At 49.7% G+C, this 16,904-nt stretch carries 18 protein-coding genes and 1 pseudogene; 10 read left to right on the top strand and 9 right to left on the bottom strand.

Features of this window, described 5'->3' with window-relative positions; all coding sequences use genetic code 11:
- Together AC3G3F_RS23125 and AC3G3F_RS23120 are read left to right on the top strand one after the other, a co-directional pair.
- Positions 1–1,027 (top strand): RHS repeat-associated core domain-containing protein (locus tag AC3G3F_RS23125; RefSeq protein WP_488395842.1); only part of this gene is annotated, 1,027 nt, incomplete at its 5' end.
- Positions 1,028–1,098: 71 nt separating this feature from the next.
- Positions 1,099–1,344, top strand: a pseudogene (locus AC3G3F_RS23120) (YnfC family lipoprotein); the annotation flags it as partial.
- 40 nt (positions 1,345–1,384) lie between these two features.
- Here AC3G3F_RS23120 and speG read toward each other — a convergent pair.
- Both speG and AC3G3F_RS23110 read right to left on the bottom strand, forming a co-directional pair.
- Positions 1,385–1,945, bottom strand: a complete 561-nt coding sequence (gene speG / locus AC3G3F_RS23115; protein ID WP_023248391.1) for a spermidine N1-acetyltransferase — start codon at positions 1,943–1,945, stop codon at positions 1,385–1,387.
- Between the two features lie 35 nt (positions 1,946–1,980).
- Positions 1,981–2,322, bottom strand: a complete 342-nt coding sequence (locus AC3G3F_RS23110) for a DUF1283 family protein (RefSeq protein ID WP_023248390.1) — start codon at positions 2,320–2,322, stop codon at positions 1,981–1,983.
- 155 nt (positions 2,323–2,477) lie between these two features.
- Here AC3G3F_RS23110 and AC3G3F_RS23105 point away from each other — a divergent pair, with 155 nt between their 5' ends.
- The 5 genes from AC3G3F_RS23105 to AC3G3F_RS23085 all read left to right on the top strand — a co-directional run bounded on the left by AC3G3F_RS23105 (position 2,478) and on the right by AC3G3F_RS23085 (position 8,795).
- Positions 2,478–2,804: a YnfA family protein gene (locus AC3G3F_RS23105; protein ID WP_000921382.1), complete on the top strand. Its 327-nt coding sequence runs from the start codon at positions 2,478–2,480 to the stop codon at positions 2,802–2,804.
- Positions 2,805–2,925: 121 nt separating this feature from the next.
- Positions 2,926–4,140, top strand: a complete 1,215-nt coding sequence (gene rspA, locus AC3G3F_RS23100) for a starvation-sensing protein RspA (protein WP_023248389.1) — start codon at positions 2,926–2,928, stop codon at positions 4,138–4,140.
- 47 nt (positions 4,141–4,187) lie between these two features.
- The gene (gene uxaC / locus AC3G3F_RS23095; RefSeq protein WP_023248388.1) at positions 4,188–5,591 is read left to right on the top strand and encodes a glucuronate isomerase; all 1,404 of its coding nucleotides are present in this window, start codon (positions 4,188–4,190) and stop codon (positions 5,589–5,591) included.
- Between the two features lie 26 nt (positions 5,592–5,617).
- Positions 5,618–7,159, top strand: a complete 1,542-nt coding sequence (locus AC3G3F_RS23090) for an MFS transporter (protein ID WP_023248387.1) — start codon at positions 5,618–5,620, stop codon at positions 7,157–7,159.
- 169 nt (positions 7,160–7,328) lie between these two features.
- On the top strand, positions 7,329–8,795 hold the full coding sequence (locus tag AC3G3F_RS23085; protein ID WP_488395840.1) for a mannitol dehydrogenase family protein: 1,467 nt from the start codon (positions 7,329–7,331) through the stop codon (positions 8,793–8,795).
- Positions 8,796–8,861: 66 nt separating this feature from the next.
- Here the strand turns inward: AC3G3F_RS23085 and ydfZ are convergent, their stop codons facing one another.
- The 3 genes from ydfZ to ydfG all read right to left on the bottom strand — a co-directional run bounded on the left by ydfZ (position 8,862) and on the right by ydfG (position 10,810).
- Complete coding sequence (gene ydfZ, locus AC3G3F_RS23080) at positions 8,862–9,065, bottom strand: putative selenium delivery protein YdfZ (protein WP_000989267.1); 204 nt, start codon at positions 9,063–9,065, stop codon at positions 8,862–8,864.
- Positions 9,066–9,246: 181 nt separating this feature from the next.
- Positions 9,247–9,933 carry a GntR family transcriptional regulator gene (locus AC3G3F_RS23075; protein WP_488395838.1) on the bottom strand — a complete coding sequence of 229 codons (687 nt, stop codon included), beginning with the start codon at positions 9,931–9,933 and terminating at the stop codon, positions 9,247–9,249.
- 130 nt (positions 9,934–10,063) lie between these two features.
- A complete protein-coding gene (ydfG, locus tag AC3G3F_RS23070) occupies positions 10,064–10,810 on the bottom strand; it encodes a bifunctional NADP-dependent 3-hydroxy acid dehydrogenase/3-hydroxypropionate dehydrogenase YdfG (protein WP_023248384.1) in 747 nt (248 codons plus the stop codon).
- A 137-nt stretch (positions 10,811–10,947) separates the two neighbouring features.
- Here ydfG and dcp point away from each other — a divergent pair, with 137 nt between their 5' ends.
- Positions 10,948–12,990: a peptidyl-dipeptidase Dcp gene (gene dcp, locus AC3G3F_RS23065; RefSeq protein ID WP_023248383.1), complete on the top strand. Its 2,043-nt coding sequence runs from the start codon at positions 10,948–10,950 to the stop codon at positions 12,988–12,990.
- 343 nt (positions 12,991–13,333) lie between these two features.
- On the top strand, positions 13,334–13,516 hold the full coding sequence (locus AC3G3F_RS23060) for a con-10 family general stress protein (protein ID WP_000807641.1): 183 nt from the start codon (positions 13,334–13,336) through the stop codon (positions 13,514–13,516).
- A 123-nt stretch (positions 13,517–13,639) separates the two neighbouring features.
- On the opposite strand, the gene AC3G3F_RS23055 is transcribed toward AC3G3F_RS23060, so the two are convergent.
- Positions 13,640–14,167, bottom strand: a complete 528-nt coding sequence (locus AC3G3F_RS23055; RefSeq protein ID WP_053510174.1) for a 2-oxo-tetronate isomerase — start codon at positions 14,165–14,167, stop codon at positions 13,640–13,642.
- 426 nt (positions 14,168–14,593) lie between these two features.
- Here AC3G3F_RS23055 and AC3G3F_RS23050 point away from each other — a divergent pair, with 426 nt between their 5' ends.
- Positions 14,594–14,986, top strand: a complete 393-nt coding sequence (locus AC3G3F_RS23050) for a YdeI family stress tolerance OB fold protein (protein ID WP_023248381.1) — start codon at positions 14,594–14,596, stop codon at positions 14,984–14,986.
- A 224-nt stretch (positions 14,987–15,210) separates the two neighbouring features.
- Here AC3G3F_RS23050 and AC3G3F_RS23045 read toward each other — a convergent pair whose 3' ends face one another.
- The 3 genes from AC3G3F_RS23045 to ydeE all read right to left on the bottom strand — a co-directional run bounded on the left by AC3G3F_RS23045 (position 15,211) and on the right by ydeE (position 16,867).
- Positions 15,211–15,336 (bottom strand): hypothetical protein, encoded by a 126-nt coding sequence (locus tag AC3G3F_RS23045; protein ID WP_418895914.1) that lies wholly within the window; start codon positions 15,334–15,336, stop codon positions 15,211–15,213.
- Positions 15,336–15,431: a protein MgtS gene (gene mgtS / locus AC3G3F_RS23040; protein WP_000901531.1), complete on the bottom strand. Its 96-nt coding sequence runs from the start codon at positions 15,429–15,431 to the stop codon at positions 15,336–15,338. The genes AC3G3F_RS23045 and mgtS overlap by 1 nt, the downstream gene beginning before the upstream one ends.
- A gap of 248 nt (positions 15,432–15,679) precedes the next feature.
- Positions 15,680–16,867 (bottom strand): efflux MFS transporter YdeE, encoded by a 1,188-nt coding sequence (ydeE, locus tag AC3G3F_RS23035; protein WP_023248380.1) that lies wholly within the window; start codon positions 16,865–16,867, stop codon positions 15,680–15,682.
- Between the last annotated feature and the right edge of the window lie 37 nt (positions 16,868–16,904).

Below are 16,904 nucleotides of genomic sequence, written 5' to 3'. Positions count from 1 at the left end.
GTATTACTACGGATACCGTTATTACCAGCCGTGGGCGGGACGCTGGCTGGGCGCAGACCCGGCGGGGACGGCGGACGGGCTGAACCTGTTCAGGATGGTACGGAATAATCCCGTCACGTTGATTGACAGCAATGGGTTGATCAGTACTGGTCAGGAAGCCCGAAAATTAGTGGGCGAAGCATTTGTTCACCCTTTGCATATGCCTGTCTTTGAACGAATTTCTTTAGAGGAAAATCTTTCAATGAGCGTAAGGGAGGCGGGCATTTATACTATTTCAGCACTCGGTGAAGGTGCGGCAGCAAAAGGCCATAATATTCTTGAGAAGACTATTAAACCTGGTTCACTAAAGGCTATCTATAGTGATAACGCTGAATCTATTCTTGGTCAGGCAAAACGTAGCGGTTTCGTTGGCCGAGTAGGTCAGTGGGATGCATCTGGCGTACGGGGAATTTATGCACACAACAGACTGGGTGGTGAGGATTTGGCTTATCCAGTCAGCCTGGAAAATACTTTTGCTAATGAACTTGTTAATGCATGGATAAAATTTAAAATCATCACGCCCTATACCGGTGATTATGACATGCACGATATTATTAAATTCTCTCATGGGAAAGGGCATGTCCCCATGGCGGAAAGTAATGAGGAAAGAGGAGTAAAGGATTTAATTAATAAAGGTATTGCGAAAGTCGATCCTTCCAGACCCTTTGAGTATACAGCGATGAACGTTATTCGCCATGGTCCTCAGGTAAACTTTGTTCCCTATATGTGGGAACATGAGCACGATAAAGTTGTAAAGGATAATGGTTATCTGGGAGTGGTAGCTCGTCCGGGGCCATTCCCTGTGGCAATGGTACATCAGGGCGAATGGACTGTTTTTGACAATAGTAAGGAACTGTTTAATTTTTATAAATCTACAAACACCCCTCTTCCTGAACACTGGTCCCAGGATTTTGTTGATAGAGGGAAAGGAATGGTTGCAACTCCCCGACACGCTGAACTTCTTGATAAACGGCGAAACATGCATTAATCATAACGACTTTATGCCTTATTAAGGTAAACCCAAAGCAGGCAACCCGGTGAGACAGTTTTTCTGTCTCACCGAGTGCTTTTGTCTCATATAAAACGCTATCTGTGACGGCAAAACCCTCCGCGGCCCCCCGTAAAAAGCTGGATTATACGGCAGTAAGCTGGGTGGATGATCGGCAGGCCGGCAACGTCAGACAGAGCAGCGAATATGATGCCAACGCTAATCCCGTTGACTGCCGGCTTGTTATCGTCGATGAGAGCGTTAAGCCGACAGTGTCCCACCATCACACAATTAAAAACCGTATCGATTACTATTAAACTGGGTGTTGTGCGACTCTCCGTGACTACCGCGCCGCGTTTATTGCGCGGTGGGTTTCAGGAGCGTAGTACCGGACGTTTTATGTTCATCCAGATACTGCTGCTGGAAGATACACATGCGGATGGTGTTACGGTATTCGCCGTTAATAAAGAACTCATGTATCAGCTCACCCTCTACTCTAAACCCGAGTTTACGGTAGATGTGAATAGCCTTTTCATTCTCTTTATCGACGATCAAATACAATTTATAGAGATTGAGTACGGTAAATCCGTAATCCATCGCCAGTTTGGCCGCGCGTGACGCCAGACCTTTCCCCTGGTACTCCGGCGAAATAATAATCTGAAATTCAGCCCGACGATGTACATGGTTAATTTCAACCAATTCCACCAGCCCGGCGTTTTTGCCGTCGCATTCGACGACAAAGCGCCGCTCGCTTTGATCGTGGATGTGTTTGTCATAGAGATCCGACAGTTCGACAAAAGCCTCATACGGCTCTTCAAACCAGTACCGCATGACGCTGGCATTGTTATCAAGCTGGTGGACAAATCGTAAATCTTCCCGCTCAAGCGGGCGCAGTCTAACGTTGTAGTCGCTTGTCATACTGTATCCTTACACTTCTTTTTCGTTATCCTGCATCAGGGCGTAATAACGCGACCTGTACGACGATCCAGACACCGCAGAGTATTGGGTTCCCAATAGGCGTTGATGTTGGCGCTCTGCTCGCATTTATCGCGGCTATCAAAGGCGGCATCGGCTTTGTCCCACTCTTTTTCTGCGCGGGTATTCACTTTCTGACGCAGACTGCGAGTGTCGTTCCATTGTTCCTTTTCCATCGCCGCTTCCTGACGACTTTGTGCGCTATCTCCCGATTCAATCACCAGTTTACTGGTTTCAGCGAATGCGGAAGTGGTATACACAACGGCAGCCAGCGTAAGCATTGCCGTCAGGCACAGGCGTTTGCTCAGCGTATTGTTCATCACAATATCCTTTCATAAGAGGGGAAAAAAGCGGTAAAACACCTTTAAATTCTACACCAATCCTTATGCCTGGCATATACACAAGAATGACGGGATAACCGTGTAGCGATATTCTGTCGTATTATCACTTATCTTTTCGTAATCAAATGAATCTCATGCTAAAGACGACGCTGCTTTTCTTTGTCACCGCGCTCTGTGAAATCATAGGGTGTTTTCTTCCCTGGCTATGGATTAAGCGCGGCGCCAGCGTGTGGTGGCTTCTGCCCGCCGCGGCATCACTCGCGTTATTTGTCTGGCTTTTGACCTTGCATCCGGCTGCGAGTGGGCGGGTTTATGCGGCTTACGGTGGGGTATATGTCTGTACTGCGCTCCTTTGGCTACGCGTTGTCGATGGCGTCCGGCTCACGGTTTATGACTGGTGCGGCGCGCTGATCGCGCTGTGCGGCATGCTGATTATCGTCGTCGGATGGGGACGTACTTAACGTTGCCGTGCGACCAGAACATTTTGTGATCTGGTATCGCTTTTTTGATAAACATACTTGTATGGTAGTAGCTCAGTTGGGTAAATTTTCTGCATCCCATAATGCGATGTAAGGAATAAAAATGAAGATTGTAGGGGCTGAAGTCTTTGTTACGTGTCCTGGACGTAACTTCGTCACTTTAAAGATAACCACAGAAGACGGGATCACCGGTCTGGGGGATGCCACCCTGAACGGACGCGAGCTCTCGGTGGCCTCGTACCTTACCGATCACCTGTGCCCGCAACTGATTGGACGGGATGCTCACCGCATCGAAGATATCTGGCAATTCTTCTACAAAGGCGCGTACTGGCGTCGCGGGCCTGTCACCATGTCAGCCATCTCCGCCGTGGACATGGCGCTATGGGATATTAAAGCCAAAGCCGCCAATATGCCGCTGTACCAGTTGCTTGGCGGCGCCTCTCGTGAAGGCGTTATGGTGTATTGCCATACTACAGGCCACACCATCGATGATGTGCTGGAAGATTATGCGCGTCATAAAGAGCTGGGATTTAAAGCTATCCGCGTGCAGTGCGGCGTTCCGGGGATGAAAACTACCTACGGTATGGCGAAAAGCAAGGGGCTGGCTTATGAGCCTGCGACAAAAGGGCAATGGCCGGAAGAGCAACTGTGGTCAACGGAAAAGTATCTCGATTTTACGCCAAAGCTGTTTGACGCCGTGCGTAATACGTTTGGTTTTAATGAACATCTTCTGCACGATATGCACCATCGGCTGACACCCATTGAGGCTGCCCGCTTTGGCAAACGTATTGAAGACTATCGTTTGTTCTGGATGGAAGATCCGACGCCGGCTGAAAACCAGGCGTGCTTCCGCCTGATCCGCCAGCATACGGTCACGCCGATTGCCGTAGGCGAAGTCTTTAACAGTATCTGGGATTGCAAACAGCTCATTGAAGAGCAATTAATTGACTATATCCGCACCACGATTACCCATGCCGGTGGCATTACCGGGATGCGCCGTATCGCCGATTTCGCCTCGCTCTATCAGGTGCGTACCGGTTCGCACGGGCCGTCCGATCTGTCGCCGGTTTGCATGGCCGCTGCATTACATTTTGATTTGTGGGTGCCCAACTTCGGCGTACAGGAGTTTATGGGCTACTCCGAGCCGATGCTGGAGGTCTTCCCGCATAACTGGACGTTCGAAGGGGGCTATATGCATCCGGGCGACAAGCCAGGGTTGGGTATTGAGTTCGATGAAAAACTGGCGGAGAAATATCCCTACGATCCAGCCTGTTTGCCGGTGGCCCGCCTGGAAGACGGCACGTTATGGAGCTGGTAATTATATCATCGACCTGAAATAAATTTTATATTAACGAGAGAAATAATATGGACTTCATTACCGATCGTTTCATGATCGATAGTGAAGTCGGTGTTCGGTTATATAAAGAAGTTGCCGCAAAATTACCGATCATCGACTATCACTGTCATCTTGACGCAAAAGAAATTTACGAAAATAAAAAATTCGATAATATCACCCAATTATGGCTAGCGGGCGATCACTATAAATGGCGCGCTATGCGCGCGAACGGTATTGCCGAGCGCTATATTACCGGAGACGCTACGCCAGAAGAGAAATTTAAAGCTTATGCTGAAACGGTTGAAGCGGCATTTGGTAATCCGCTTTATCACTGGACACATTTAGAATTAAATAAATATTTCTCCTGTAACGAAATGCTGGACAGTGATAACTGGCAAGAGATAATGAATCATTGTAATCAGCTTATTGGTGGAGAAGATTTTAAACCCCGTAGCCTGATTACGCGCTCCAACGTTGAAGTCATTTGTACTACCGATGCGCCGCTGGATACGCTGGAATATCATCGCCTGCTGCAACAGGGCCCGACCTTTACCACACGGGTGCTGCCGACCTTTCGCCCTGACGATATTTTTGCCGAAGGACAGGTGCTTGCTACCTTTATTGATAGGCTGGCGCAGGTGACGGGGCGTGATATTCATACCTACGCCGACTTTACCGCCGCGATGGCCGAACGTATTGATTTCTTCCACGAAGTAGGCTGCCGTATCTCCGACCACGGCCCGGTAGCCGTTGAGTATCAACCTGCCGATGCGCTGACTGTTGCATCGCTGTTTGCTCAGAAGCGACGCGGTGGCGAGCTCACCGACGGCGAGACGGCACAGCTTAACAGCGCCATGTTTGTCATGCTGGGGCGGGAGTACAAAAAACGCGGCTGGGCAATGCAAATTCACTTCGGCGCGCTCCGCAACAATAACAGAAAAATGTGTGAACAGTTGGGAATCAATACCGGCTTTGATTCCATCACCGACCAGAACAATCTGGCGGCGGGCCTTAACCGTTTGCTGGATGCGATGCTGCAGAACAACGGGTTGCCTAAAACCATCCTCTATAACCTGAATGGTAGTTATAACGACATTGTCGCCACGACAATTGCTAATTTCCAGTCCGGCGAGGACGGCGTGAAGTCGCCTATGCAGTTTGGTTCCGGTTGGTGGTTTAACGATACTCGCCGTGGTATGGAAAAGCAGTTAAATAGTCTGGCCGATCAGGGGTTATTAATGCACTTCGTCGGTATGCTGACGGATTCACGCAGCCTGGTTTCTTATCCGCGTCATGATTATTTCCGCCGCATCCTTTGTAATTTGATTGGTGGCTGGGTTGAGCGTGGTGAAATCCCTGATAATAAGCGGATCTTGACACGGATGGTTAAAAATATATGTCACGATAATGCAGTTAATTATTTCAGATTCTAACGTCCTTCCTTAAATGAGGGTAGAACATGTCTCGTACTAATAAAAAAATAACCATTCCGGTCAGTATTGGCTATGGCTTAACAGATATCATGGGGGGCGGCGCGTTTACCGTCATTGGTGCCTGGCTTTTATTCTTTTACACCACCTTCGTCGGTTTGTCACCAGTCGAAGCAGCATCCATTGTCGCCATCGCCCGTATTGTGGATGCGGTCGTCAGCCTGTTTATGGGCAGCTTTACTGACCATTTCTATAAAAACCCGTTGGGCAAACGCTTTGGTCGCCGCCGCTTCTTCTTATTAGCCGGTGCGCCGCTGATGCTGGTGTATATCCTGCTGTGGGTCACAGGCATGAGCTTCTGGTTCTATCTGGCTGTCTATCTGGCTTTCGAAGTGATTGCCGCGATGGTGCTCATTCCATGGGAAACGCTGCCGTCAGAAATGACTAAGGACTTTAACTCTCGTACTAAATTATCAACCTGTCGTATGTTCCTGTCGGCATCCGGGACTTTCCTGGCGACCTTTATTCCGGGCCTGTTAATCAGCTATTTTGGTGAACACGATCCGCATGCGTACTTTATTAATGGCGTCGTCTTTGCAGTGCTGTTTATGTTCTGCGTGTTTATTTCCTGGAAGGTGACTTGGGAGCGCGAACTGACGCCGGAGATGCTCGTCGAGCTGGAAAACACTCGTCAACCCACGTCCTTTATGGCGAAGGTTGTGGCGACCGGGAAACTGTTTAAAGAGTACTACTCCACTCTGAAGGTGCGCGCGTTCCGTAAACATCTGGCGATTTATCTGTTCTCCTTTACCGCGAAAGATGTTTATAACACCGTTTTCGTTTTCTTTTGTGTTTACTGCCTGAACGTGCCGTCTTCGCTTTCAGGAACCCTGCTGTCGATGAGCATTGTCGGCCTGCCGGTCACGCTGTTAGCCGGTGTCGCGATCATTAAATTTGGTCCGTCGCGTCTGTATGTATTTGCTTATACCCTGATGATATTGTGTCTGGCCGGATTGTTTATGGTTTACCACTTCCCGACCGACAATAACGTCACCATTCTGCTGGTACTGGCTGCGCTGTACCAGGTGGGGCGTTGTGTTCTGGAGTTCACGCCGTGGAATGTGTTCCCGTTCATTCCGGACATTGATGAAATGATCACCCGCCAGCGTCGTGAAGGGCTGTTCGCGGCGGTGATGACTTTCTCACGCAAAACGACGGTGGCGATTGCAACCTTTATCGTGGGCGTTATGTTGCAGGAAGGCGGATTTGTGAAGGGGAGCCAGATCCAGCCGGAGAGCGCCGTAAACACCATCGCAATCCTGCTGTTTGTTGGTACTGCTGGGCTGCTGCTGATTGCACTGTGGCAGGCGGTAACATTTCACCTCAACAAGCGTACTCACAAGGTTTTTGTCGACGAGGTCGATCGTCTGAAAGCGCACGGTTCAAAACAGGACGTCACCCCGGAGACGCGCCGTGTGGTGGAAGACCTGACCGGTTACGCTTATGAAAATCTGTGGAATGAACCGCAAAAAGCGGAATCCAGGCTTTATCGACCGGCACAAGTGAACTAACAACCTGACGTGACGGCATAAACAACGGTCGCCGACTTTTGTTTATGCTGTTACACAGCCTGAAAATAATGTCACACCAATTTTGCATATATTAATGCAAATCAGAATCTTTCGTGTTGAACTCGTTAATCAGGTATGGCAATCACCATTCTCTACAGTGAGTCAAAAGATGCAGAATAAACTATTAACCGCTAAGGCAACTCTCCCGACCTACGATCGCAGCACATTGGTGCCGCGCATTGTCCATCTCGGTTTTGGTGCGTTTCATCGCGCGCATCAGGGCGTTTATACAGATATTCTGGCCGCGGAGCATCATAGCGACTGGGGCTATTATGAGGTTAACCTTATTGGCGGCGAACAGCAGATTGCCGATCTAAAGCAGCAGGATAACCTCTATACCGTGGCGGAGATGTCGGCTGATGCCTGGACGGCGCGTGTGGTGGGCGTCGTCAAAGCGGCGTTGCATGTACAGGTTGATGGCCTGGAACGTGTGCTGGCGGCGATGTGTGAACCGCAGATAGCGATTGTGTCTTTGACCATTACCGAGAAAGGGTATTGTCATTCGCCAGCCACGGGCCAGCTTCTGCTGGAGCATCCCATGATTGCCGCCGACCTGCGAAATCCGCATCAACCGGTAACGGCGCCGGGTATTATTGTCGAAGCGTTAGCGCGTCGTAAAGCTGCAGGCTTACCGGCATTTACCGTGATGTCCTGCGATAACATGCCGGAAAACGGGCAAGTGACGCGTCATGTGGTGACGGCTTACGCCAGGGCGGTGGATGAGGAACTGGCGATATGGATCGAGCAAAATGTGACATTTCCGTCAACGATGGTTGACCGGATTGTCCCTGCGGTCACGCCGGAGACGCTGGATAAAATGGCGCATTTGACCGGTGTGCGCGATCCGGCGGGCGTTGCCTGCGAACCGTTTCGTCAGTGGGTGATAGAAGATACGTTTATGGCCGGTCGTCCGCGATGGGAGAGTGCGGGCGCGACGCTGGTCGCCGACGTGATTCCGTTTGAAGAGATGAAACTGCGAATGCTTAACGGCAGTCATTCTTTCCTGGCTTATCTGGGGTATCTTGCCGGCTATCTGCATATTAATGATTGTATGGCTGACGATAACTATCGTTTGACCGCGCAGGCGTTAATGTTACGCGAGCAGGTGCCAACGCTGAAAGTCCAGGGGGTAGATTTACAGCGTTATGCCGATCAGTTGATTGCGCGTTACCGTAATCCGGCGCTGCGTCATCGTACCTGGCAGATAGCGATGGATGGCAGCCAGAAACTTCCGCAGCGTATGCTGGACTCCGTTCGCTGGCATCTTGCTAATCATAGCGATTTTGATTTGCTGGCGCTGGGCGTGGCGGGGTGGATGCGTTACGTTGGCGGCGTGGATGAGCAGGGCAAGGCGATCGACGTCAGCGATCCGCTATTGCCGGTTATTCAGCGTGCCGTGGCAAACAGTGAAGAAGGCGCAAGTCGTGTTGAGGCGCTGCTGGGAATGGCAGAAATTTTCGGCAACGATTTACCGCAGGCGGCGCGGTTTACGCAAAAAGTGCAAGAAGCCTATGACAGGTTACTGACATATGGAGCGAAAGCGAGCGTGGCGAAATATGCCGAACGGTTGAAATAGCGCAACAGGTACCCGGTAGCATTATGCTACCGGGAAAGCCGGGGCGGATCTTAGCGGCCAGTGGTATCAGTTCATGCCAAGACGAATCAGTTCGACTGGCGCGAATTTACCTTCACAGCCTTCGACAATCACCGTTTTGCCGCGGCGAATTTGTCCAGCATCCAGACCTTCGCTCTCAATGGCTTTGATAATCCCGGTATGGCCCGTGCCGCTTATCATGACCCGGCTACCGGTAGTGATTGCGTTACGGTTACGATCGTATGTCATCATGGTGTTTTCTCCTTTCAAACTTACTGCCAAAGCCCGTGGGTTTCCCCACATGACGGGCGACATATAAATACGCTTATCGTTGCGGATTTTTTTTGTTTTTGATCAAGCTCACGGCTTTTTAAGCAGGAATGTGCAGGGTGAGAGAGCGGAGAAGGTGTCTCACCCCGAAGTTAAAGGGGGGTTAGTCTTCGCTAAACCAGGCGCTGTTTTCCTGACGGATAAGCTGGACGGATTCGCTAATTTCCTGCAAATGCAGAGTCATTGCGCTCTCAACCGCATTGCCGTCGCGTTTTTCCAGCGCGGAGAAAATATCATGGTGCTGGCGCAACAACATCTCCGGCGGAGAAACATGATCCAGACTCATATAGCGAACCCGGTCAATCGTGGCTTTGATATTTTCAATGGTATCCCACGCTAACTGGCAATCGGCGATCTGCGCCAGCTTTTGGTGGAAATCGTCATCAAGCTGGAAAAAATCATCAATCTGTTTGTGCTCGATGGCAATGTGTTGCAGGTGCAGGTTTTGCGCCAGTTGATAGCACTGGCTGTCGGTGATCATCGACGCCGCACGGCGGACCACCGCGCATTCGATAGCTTGCCGTACAAAGCAGCCATTCTGTACCTGAGAAAGCGAAATCTTATTCACATAACTACCGCGCTGAGGGCGGATCTGAATCAACCCATTCTCCGCCAGCTTTATAAAAGCCTCGCGTACCGGCTGACGCGAAACGTTAAAACGGGTTGAGACCTCTTTTTCTGATAGCGGCGTGCCAGGCGGGATCAGACAATGCACGATATCACGTCGAAGAATACGGTAAATTTGCTGGTTGACAGGCTGTGTAGGGGTAAGCTGCGTTTCAACGGTCATTCATTCTTACTTTTTTAGGCGGTTGACCCGGATACTCTATCACTTTTCCGTTGTGGTCCATACCGATCATGTTTCTGGTTGCAGATACGTTTGCCATGGATTACCCGGCCTGTAGACCGGGTATAACTCCTTAGCTACGGTGGACGCTGAGTCCTGCGAAGGATTGGGTAACGGGCATCATTTCAACGGTATTAATATTCACATGCGCGGGGAGTGTGGCCACCCACCATACCGCTTCGGTAATATCTTCCGGCGTGAGCGCGGTGGTATTTTCGTAGGTTTTACCCGCTTTTTCATCGTCGCCTTTGAAACGCACGCTGGAAAACTCGGTACCGCCAACCAGACCCGGTTCAATGTCGGTCACGCGAACCGCCGTACCGTGTAAGTCCGTGCGCAAATTCAGGCTAAACTGACGCACAAAGGCTTTCGTCGCGCCATAGACGTTGCCACCGGCATAAGGCCAACTACCGGCGGTCGAACCGATGTTAATGATATGACCGCGGTTACGCTCGACCATTCCCGGCAGCACGGCGCGGGTCATATAAATTAAGCCTTTATTATTGGTATCGATCATAGTTTCCCAGTCTTCCACGCTGGCCTTATGCGCCGGTTCAAGACCCAGCGCCAGGCCGGCGTTATTGACCAGCACATCAATATCGCGCCACTGCGCGGGCAGAGAGGCCATCATCTCTTCAATGGCCGCGCGGTTGCGCACGTCCAGTTGGGCGGTCAATACGTTATCGCCAAGCTCATCTTTTAGCGCTTGCAGGCGTTCATGACGACGTCCCGTGGCAATGACTTTATGTCCATTTTCAACAAAACGGCGTGCAATGCACTCGCCAAACCCTGCGGTTGCTCCAGTTACTAAAACGATCATCACACTGTTCCTCAACGCTTTTTGTGTTGTATTACCATAGCACGCGGCGTTTATGAAAGGGTAATCCTGGTTAACACGATTGCGGTCAGCATAGGGGAAGCTTACTCTTATGATCAACCTATTTTCAGGAGTGAAGAATGTCGACGAATCCTTTTTTAGACCAGAGTATGTTGCCCTATCAGGCGCCGCGTTTTGATCGGATCAAAGATTGCCATTATCGTCCTGCTTTTGATGAGGGCGTGCGACAAAAACGCGTGGAAATCGCGGCCATCGTCAATCATCCGGCGGCCCCTGACTTTACGAATACGCTTCTGGCGCTGGAGCAAAGCGGGGCGCTACTGTCACGCGTCACCAGCGTTTTTTTCGCGATGACCGCCGCGCACACTAACGATGAACTCCAGCGGTTAGATGAGGCGTTTTCTGCCGAACTGGCGGCGCTCTCCAACGATATTTATCTGAATAGCGCGTTATTCGCTCGCGTGGATGCCGTCTGGCAGCAGCGTCATTCACTGGGGTTGGATGATGAATCGCTACGGCTGGTCGACGTTATCCACCAGCGTTTTGTGTTGGCAGGCGCGCAGCTTGCCGAAGAGGATAAAGCGCGACTGAAAGTATTGAATACCGAATCCGCGACCTTAATGAGCCAGTTTAATCAGCGCCTGCTGGCGGCAAGTAAAGCGGGCGGGCTGGCGGTAGATGATGCGTATTGCCTGGAAGGATTAAGCCCGGAAGATATTGCCGTCGCTGCCGATGCGGCGCGTGAAAAAGGCCTCGAGAATCGCTGGTTCATTCCGCTCCTTAATACGACGCAACAGCCTGCGCTTGCTGCGCTGCGCGATCGCCAGACCCGCGAAAATTTATTCACAGCGTCATGGACTCGGGCGGAAAAAGGGGATGCCCACGACACCCGCGCGATCGTTCAGCGTCTGGTAGAGATTCGTCGCTGTCAGGCTACACTGCTGGGGTTCCCCAATTATGCCGCATGGAAAATCGCCGATCAGATGGCGAAAACTCCGCAAGCCGCGCTGAACTTTATGCGTGGTATTGTGCCGCCAGCGCGTCAGCGTGTGTTCAATGAACAGGCGGAAATTCAGCACGTCATTGATGATGAGCAGGGCGGTTACACCGTTCAGGCCTGGGACTGGATGTTCTATGCCGAACAGGTGCGGCGGGAAAAATATGCATTGGATGAAGCGCAACTGAAGCCCTATTTTGCCTTAAATACGGTGTTGCAAGAGGGGGTTTTCTGGACCGCCAACCAGCTATTCGGCATCACCTTCGTCGAGCGTTTTGACATTCCGGTGTACCATCCTGATGTTCGGGTGTGGGAGATTTTCGATTCCGATGGCGTCGGTATGGCGTTATTTTATGGCGACTTCTTCGCGCGGGACTCGAAAAGTGGCGGCGCGTGGATGGGGAATTTTGTAGAGCAATCCACCCTCAACGAAACCCGGCCTGTTATATACAATGTATGTAACTATCAGAAACCTGTCGATGGGCAGCCTGCATTACTGCTTTGGGACGACGTTATTACGCTCTTCCATGAGTTTGGTCATACGTTACACGGTTTGTTTGCCGTGCAGCGTTATGCCACGCTTTCAGGGACTAACACGCCCCGTGACTTTGTCGAGTTTCCCTCCCAGATTAATGAGCATTGGGCGAGTCATCCGCGTGTATTCGAACGTTATGCGCGTCATGTCGACAGCGGTGAAAAAATGCCTGCTGATTTACAGGAAAGAATGCGCAAGGCGAGTTTATTTAATAAAGGTTACGATATGACTGAATTGCTCGGCGCCGCATTGCTGGATATGCACTGGCATATGCTGGAGGAGAGCGTAGCGGAGCAGTCTGTCGCTGATTTCGAGCAGCAGGCGCTGACCGCTGAGCATCTTGATTTACCGGCAGTGCCGCCCCGCTATCGCAGCAGTTACTTTGCCCATATCTTCGGCGGCGGATACGCAGCGGGATACTACGCCTATCTGTGGACGCAAATGTTAGCGGATGACGGTTATCAATGGTTTGTAGAGCAGGGCGGCCTGACGCGTGAAAACGGGCAGCGTTTTCGTGATGACATCCTTTCCCGGGGGAATAGTACTGATTTAGAAACGCTTTATTCAGCCTGGCGTGGACATGAGCCGCATATTGATCCCATGTTGCAATATCGCGGACTTGATCACTAAGCTGATACGGTTGTTCGGCATTGTCGAACAACCGCCTGAAAATGAATCCTGCACTCCTGACGACAGCCAATTAAATTTATGGGGGCAAATTGTCTGAATATAAAGAGGACGTGCATTCGGATTTTTCTACTTATTTTTCCGTGGTGGATTGATTGCCAAAGATTTATTACCGCTTCGCTATTAACATTTTTAAAAATATATTTTCCGGCAAGCGGTGGTATTATGTAAATAATGCAGAAATGAGTTTGACACTGCGCGCAGGGCGACTAAATTTAGAACTGTATCACATGATATGAGAAGACATATCATATTTAAAACGCAACATCATCATGAGGATTATATTATGGCAGAACATCGCGGCGGTTCCGGTAACTTTGCAGAAGATAAAGAGAAAGCCTCAGAAGCAGGTCGTAAAGGCGGCCAGCATAGTGGTGGGAACTTTAAAAACGATCCACAGCGTGCATCTGAAGCGGGTAAAAAAGGTGGGCAGAATAGCCACAGTGGCGGACGTAAATCCGACAATTAATTTTACTCCTGATATCTTGTAAATATATTCTGAAATATTGCGTAGACAATGCGGGCCTAAGGCTCGCATTTTTTTATTTATTCTGACCGTGAGTTATTCTGGCCGGTCAGGTGCAATTATTCTTTATGCTTTCTTTGTTAACAGAAAGAGCAATTCAGCGAGGGCAAATCGTACACATTTTTCTAATACTTCCTGACAATCTCCGCTAAAATGTTGTCGGCTTGTAAAGGTTATGTTGTTAATGTTCCAGGCAAACCAAACGGTTCCCGCCGGAGTGCCATCTTCGCCGCCTTCCGGACCGCCATAGCCACTGATCGCCATACTGATATCGACCTCAGCCTGATCTTTAGCTCCCTGAGCCATTTCAATGACGACCGCTTCGCTGACGGCGGTATGTTCGGCAAGACTGCGGCGTTGTACGCGTAAGATTTTTGCTTTGGCTTCATCAGTAAAAGTGACATAACCTACACCGTAAAAAGAGGGCGTATCTTCCGCTGCGCACAATGCTGAAGCCAGTTTCCCGCCGGTGCAGGATTCTGCAGTGGTCAGACGGAGTTTTTGGTTAACCAGTAAATCACCGAGTTTTTTTGTCAGGCTATCGACGGATTCGGCTTCATCAAGGGGGGCAATATCGTGCTGATCTAATCTCATCGTTTATTTTTCCGTTACAGAGACAAAAGAAACCTGTTCGTTCTTCTCAAGTATGGCATATTTACTTTGTGACATTGTCAGCGAGTGATTATTTTATCCAGTCACCAGCAAACCAGCCTCTCCATAACATGCTTACTTTTCTACGGTGATAAATGTCATTGAGTATGCGTAAAATCATTATCTTCAAAAAATAAAGCCGATTATTCTGAATTGTCATCCAGACATTGAAGTATACTACCCCAGCTATGTGGCCAACTCTATATTTCGCCGTTGCGTTTTAGCGTTAACCCGCGTTGATATTTGTTGTGTATTAACCCGGGTGGGTTGATTTTGTTACTTAATATTCTGCTGGTAAATTCATGTTTGTAAAAATTAAAAATAGCGACCAGACTTAATACGTCAAATGGACGTTATTAAGGAGAGAGCATGAAACTACAGGTGGCTGCATTTTTAAGTTTTCTGATAATGCCTTATGCGCTAGCGGATGATCAAGGGGGATTAAAAAAAGACGTGGCACCGCCGCCGCCTCATGCTATTGAGGATGGTTATCGCGGTACGGACGATGCAGAAAAAATGACCATCGAACAGGCAAAAACCCTGCATGATGGCGCGACCGTTTCGCTGCGCGGCAACCTTATTGATCATAAAGGCGATGATCGCTATGTGTTCCGCGATAAATCCGGCGAGATTAACGTGATAATCCCTTCCGCTGTATTTGATGGGCGGGAAGTTCAGCCGGATCAAATGATCAACATAAACGGTAGTCTGGACAAGAAAGCGAAGGAATCGCTTGTTCGCGTGAACCGGCTGCAAAAGTAACGCGCGCTAACCGGCAATCTCCAGGTCAGTTATGCAGGGGACGCGGCTGGCCTGATACGATGGGCCTTGTAAAATGCGCCAGGGGGGACAAAAGGTTTCATAATGTCTTATTCAGGCCTGGTTACGTATTGTTTAACCTTCATTGATATTGACGGTGCTACAGTCATTAGCGATCCGTTATCCTCGCAAGAATTTGCCCGGTAGCGTATAAACAAAACACAAATCTATCCATGCAAGCATTTACCGCTGGTGAACCGGCGGTTTTTTTTTGCCCGAAATCCAGACAAAATCGGCCCCTTGTGCAGCGATGCAGCAAGGGGCCGGCTCTGTGAGGGATTATCTCCGTTCATTAATCATCCCATTTGTGACTGAACCAGGCGGCCAGAAATCCGGAAAATAAAATAATTCCTAATACAACGATAAAAAGGTTGATACTGCCTAACATCTCGTTTCTCCTTATTTTTGCGTGCATCCTCTTTTCTAAAAAAACCTCGTAGTGACTATAGTACTAATTTATACTTAAACAAAGTCTGAATTACTTATTTATTTTACTGGAAGGGTAAAGTATTAGAATATTTTCGTCAGCGCCCAGGAATATTCCTGAATTACTGCATTAATAGCAGATAATTAGCCTGCAATATATAGGGGTAACCAGGTGCGCCAGAAACTGCGCACATCATCGGTTGCAGATAATTAACAGGCGATAGCCTGTTGCGTAGGGGTAATCCGCATTCCTTTTAACATCAGCGCCCAGGCGAATACAATCGCGATGATCAGGACAACGAAAAGCGACCAGGCGGGAAGCGTCGTCAGGATCACGCCGCTGGCCAGCGGGTTTACTGCCGCACCCAGCCAGCCCAGCGATTGCGCTGAAAAATAGCTGGCTTTCATGCCGGCAGGTGCAATGTTGTCAATCAACATATATTCGCCAGGGGCATAAATAATTTCGCCAATCGTGAATATCGCCGCTGAAAGCCCCCAAAAAAGCAGATTGTCGCCTGAAAAAATAAATCCGATGAGCCCGGCGATAAAAAAGACGGTGCCTGTCGTCATCATCGGTCGAATATTGACGGCGGTAAGTCGGCGGCCCACGGCGTATTGCAAACTGACCACAATAACCGCATTAACCGGCAGGACGACGGCTACCACTTTTTCCGCGAAACCACTATCGGCAACGACCATAACGTACTGTGAAATACAGGACGCAAATGCGCCTCCTACAAAGGAGGCCAGAAATGCCGAAAACGTAAACCACAATAATGCTTTGTCGCGCAGCAGAACGGAGGGAGACCAGATTGCGGCGTTTTTTCCCTCGCTGGCGGCAACCGATCGTGTAACCCATACCTGAATAAAAACCAGCGGGAATGCGGAACAGATGGCGGCAAGCCAGAAGGGTAAATTGATGCTTTGCATGACCAGCAGCGTGCCGAGCGGTGGGCCAATCGTCCAGCCGATATTGAGTACGGTATAGTTGAGCGAAAAAATCCGCGTTTTTGTCGTGGCGGTGAGGTTATCGGCGAACCAGGCTTTCAGGACGGTAGAAAAAACCGAATAGGCACAGTTAATGAGCGCAAAAAGCAGGACAACCAGTACGACATTATGCACCATTGGGATGACGATAAATCCGCAGGCGAAGGCGATGATCGCAAGTAGCATGTAGCGCTTTTTATCAAACTTATCCGCCAGAATCCCAAATCCAAGACTAAAGACGACGCCGATTGTTAACGCGCTGGTCAACGCGTAACCAATCAGATCCACGCCCAAACCGTACTGGCGGTTAAGATAGATGGTCATAAAGGGGAGTGTGGCGCCGCGTCCAATCGTCAATAACAGCGATGAGGCGAGTAAAGCCAGCGTTGAACGTCTCAATCCTGAATTCATTTTTCCTGCCTGAAATGGAGGTTACGTTTCGGGGCGT

This window comes from Salmonella sp. FC25216 (genome assembly GCF_057751355.1).
Note: the sequence above shows the minus strand (reverse complement) of the source record. Positions and strands in the feature narration are given on the sequence as shown.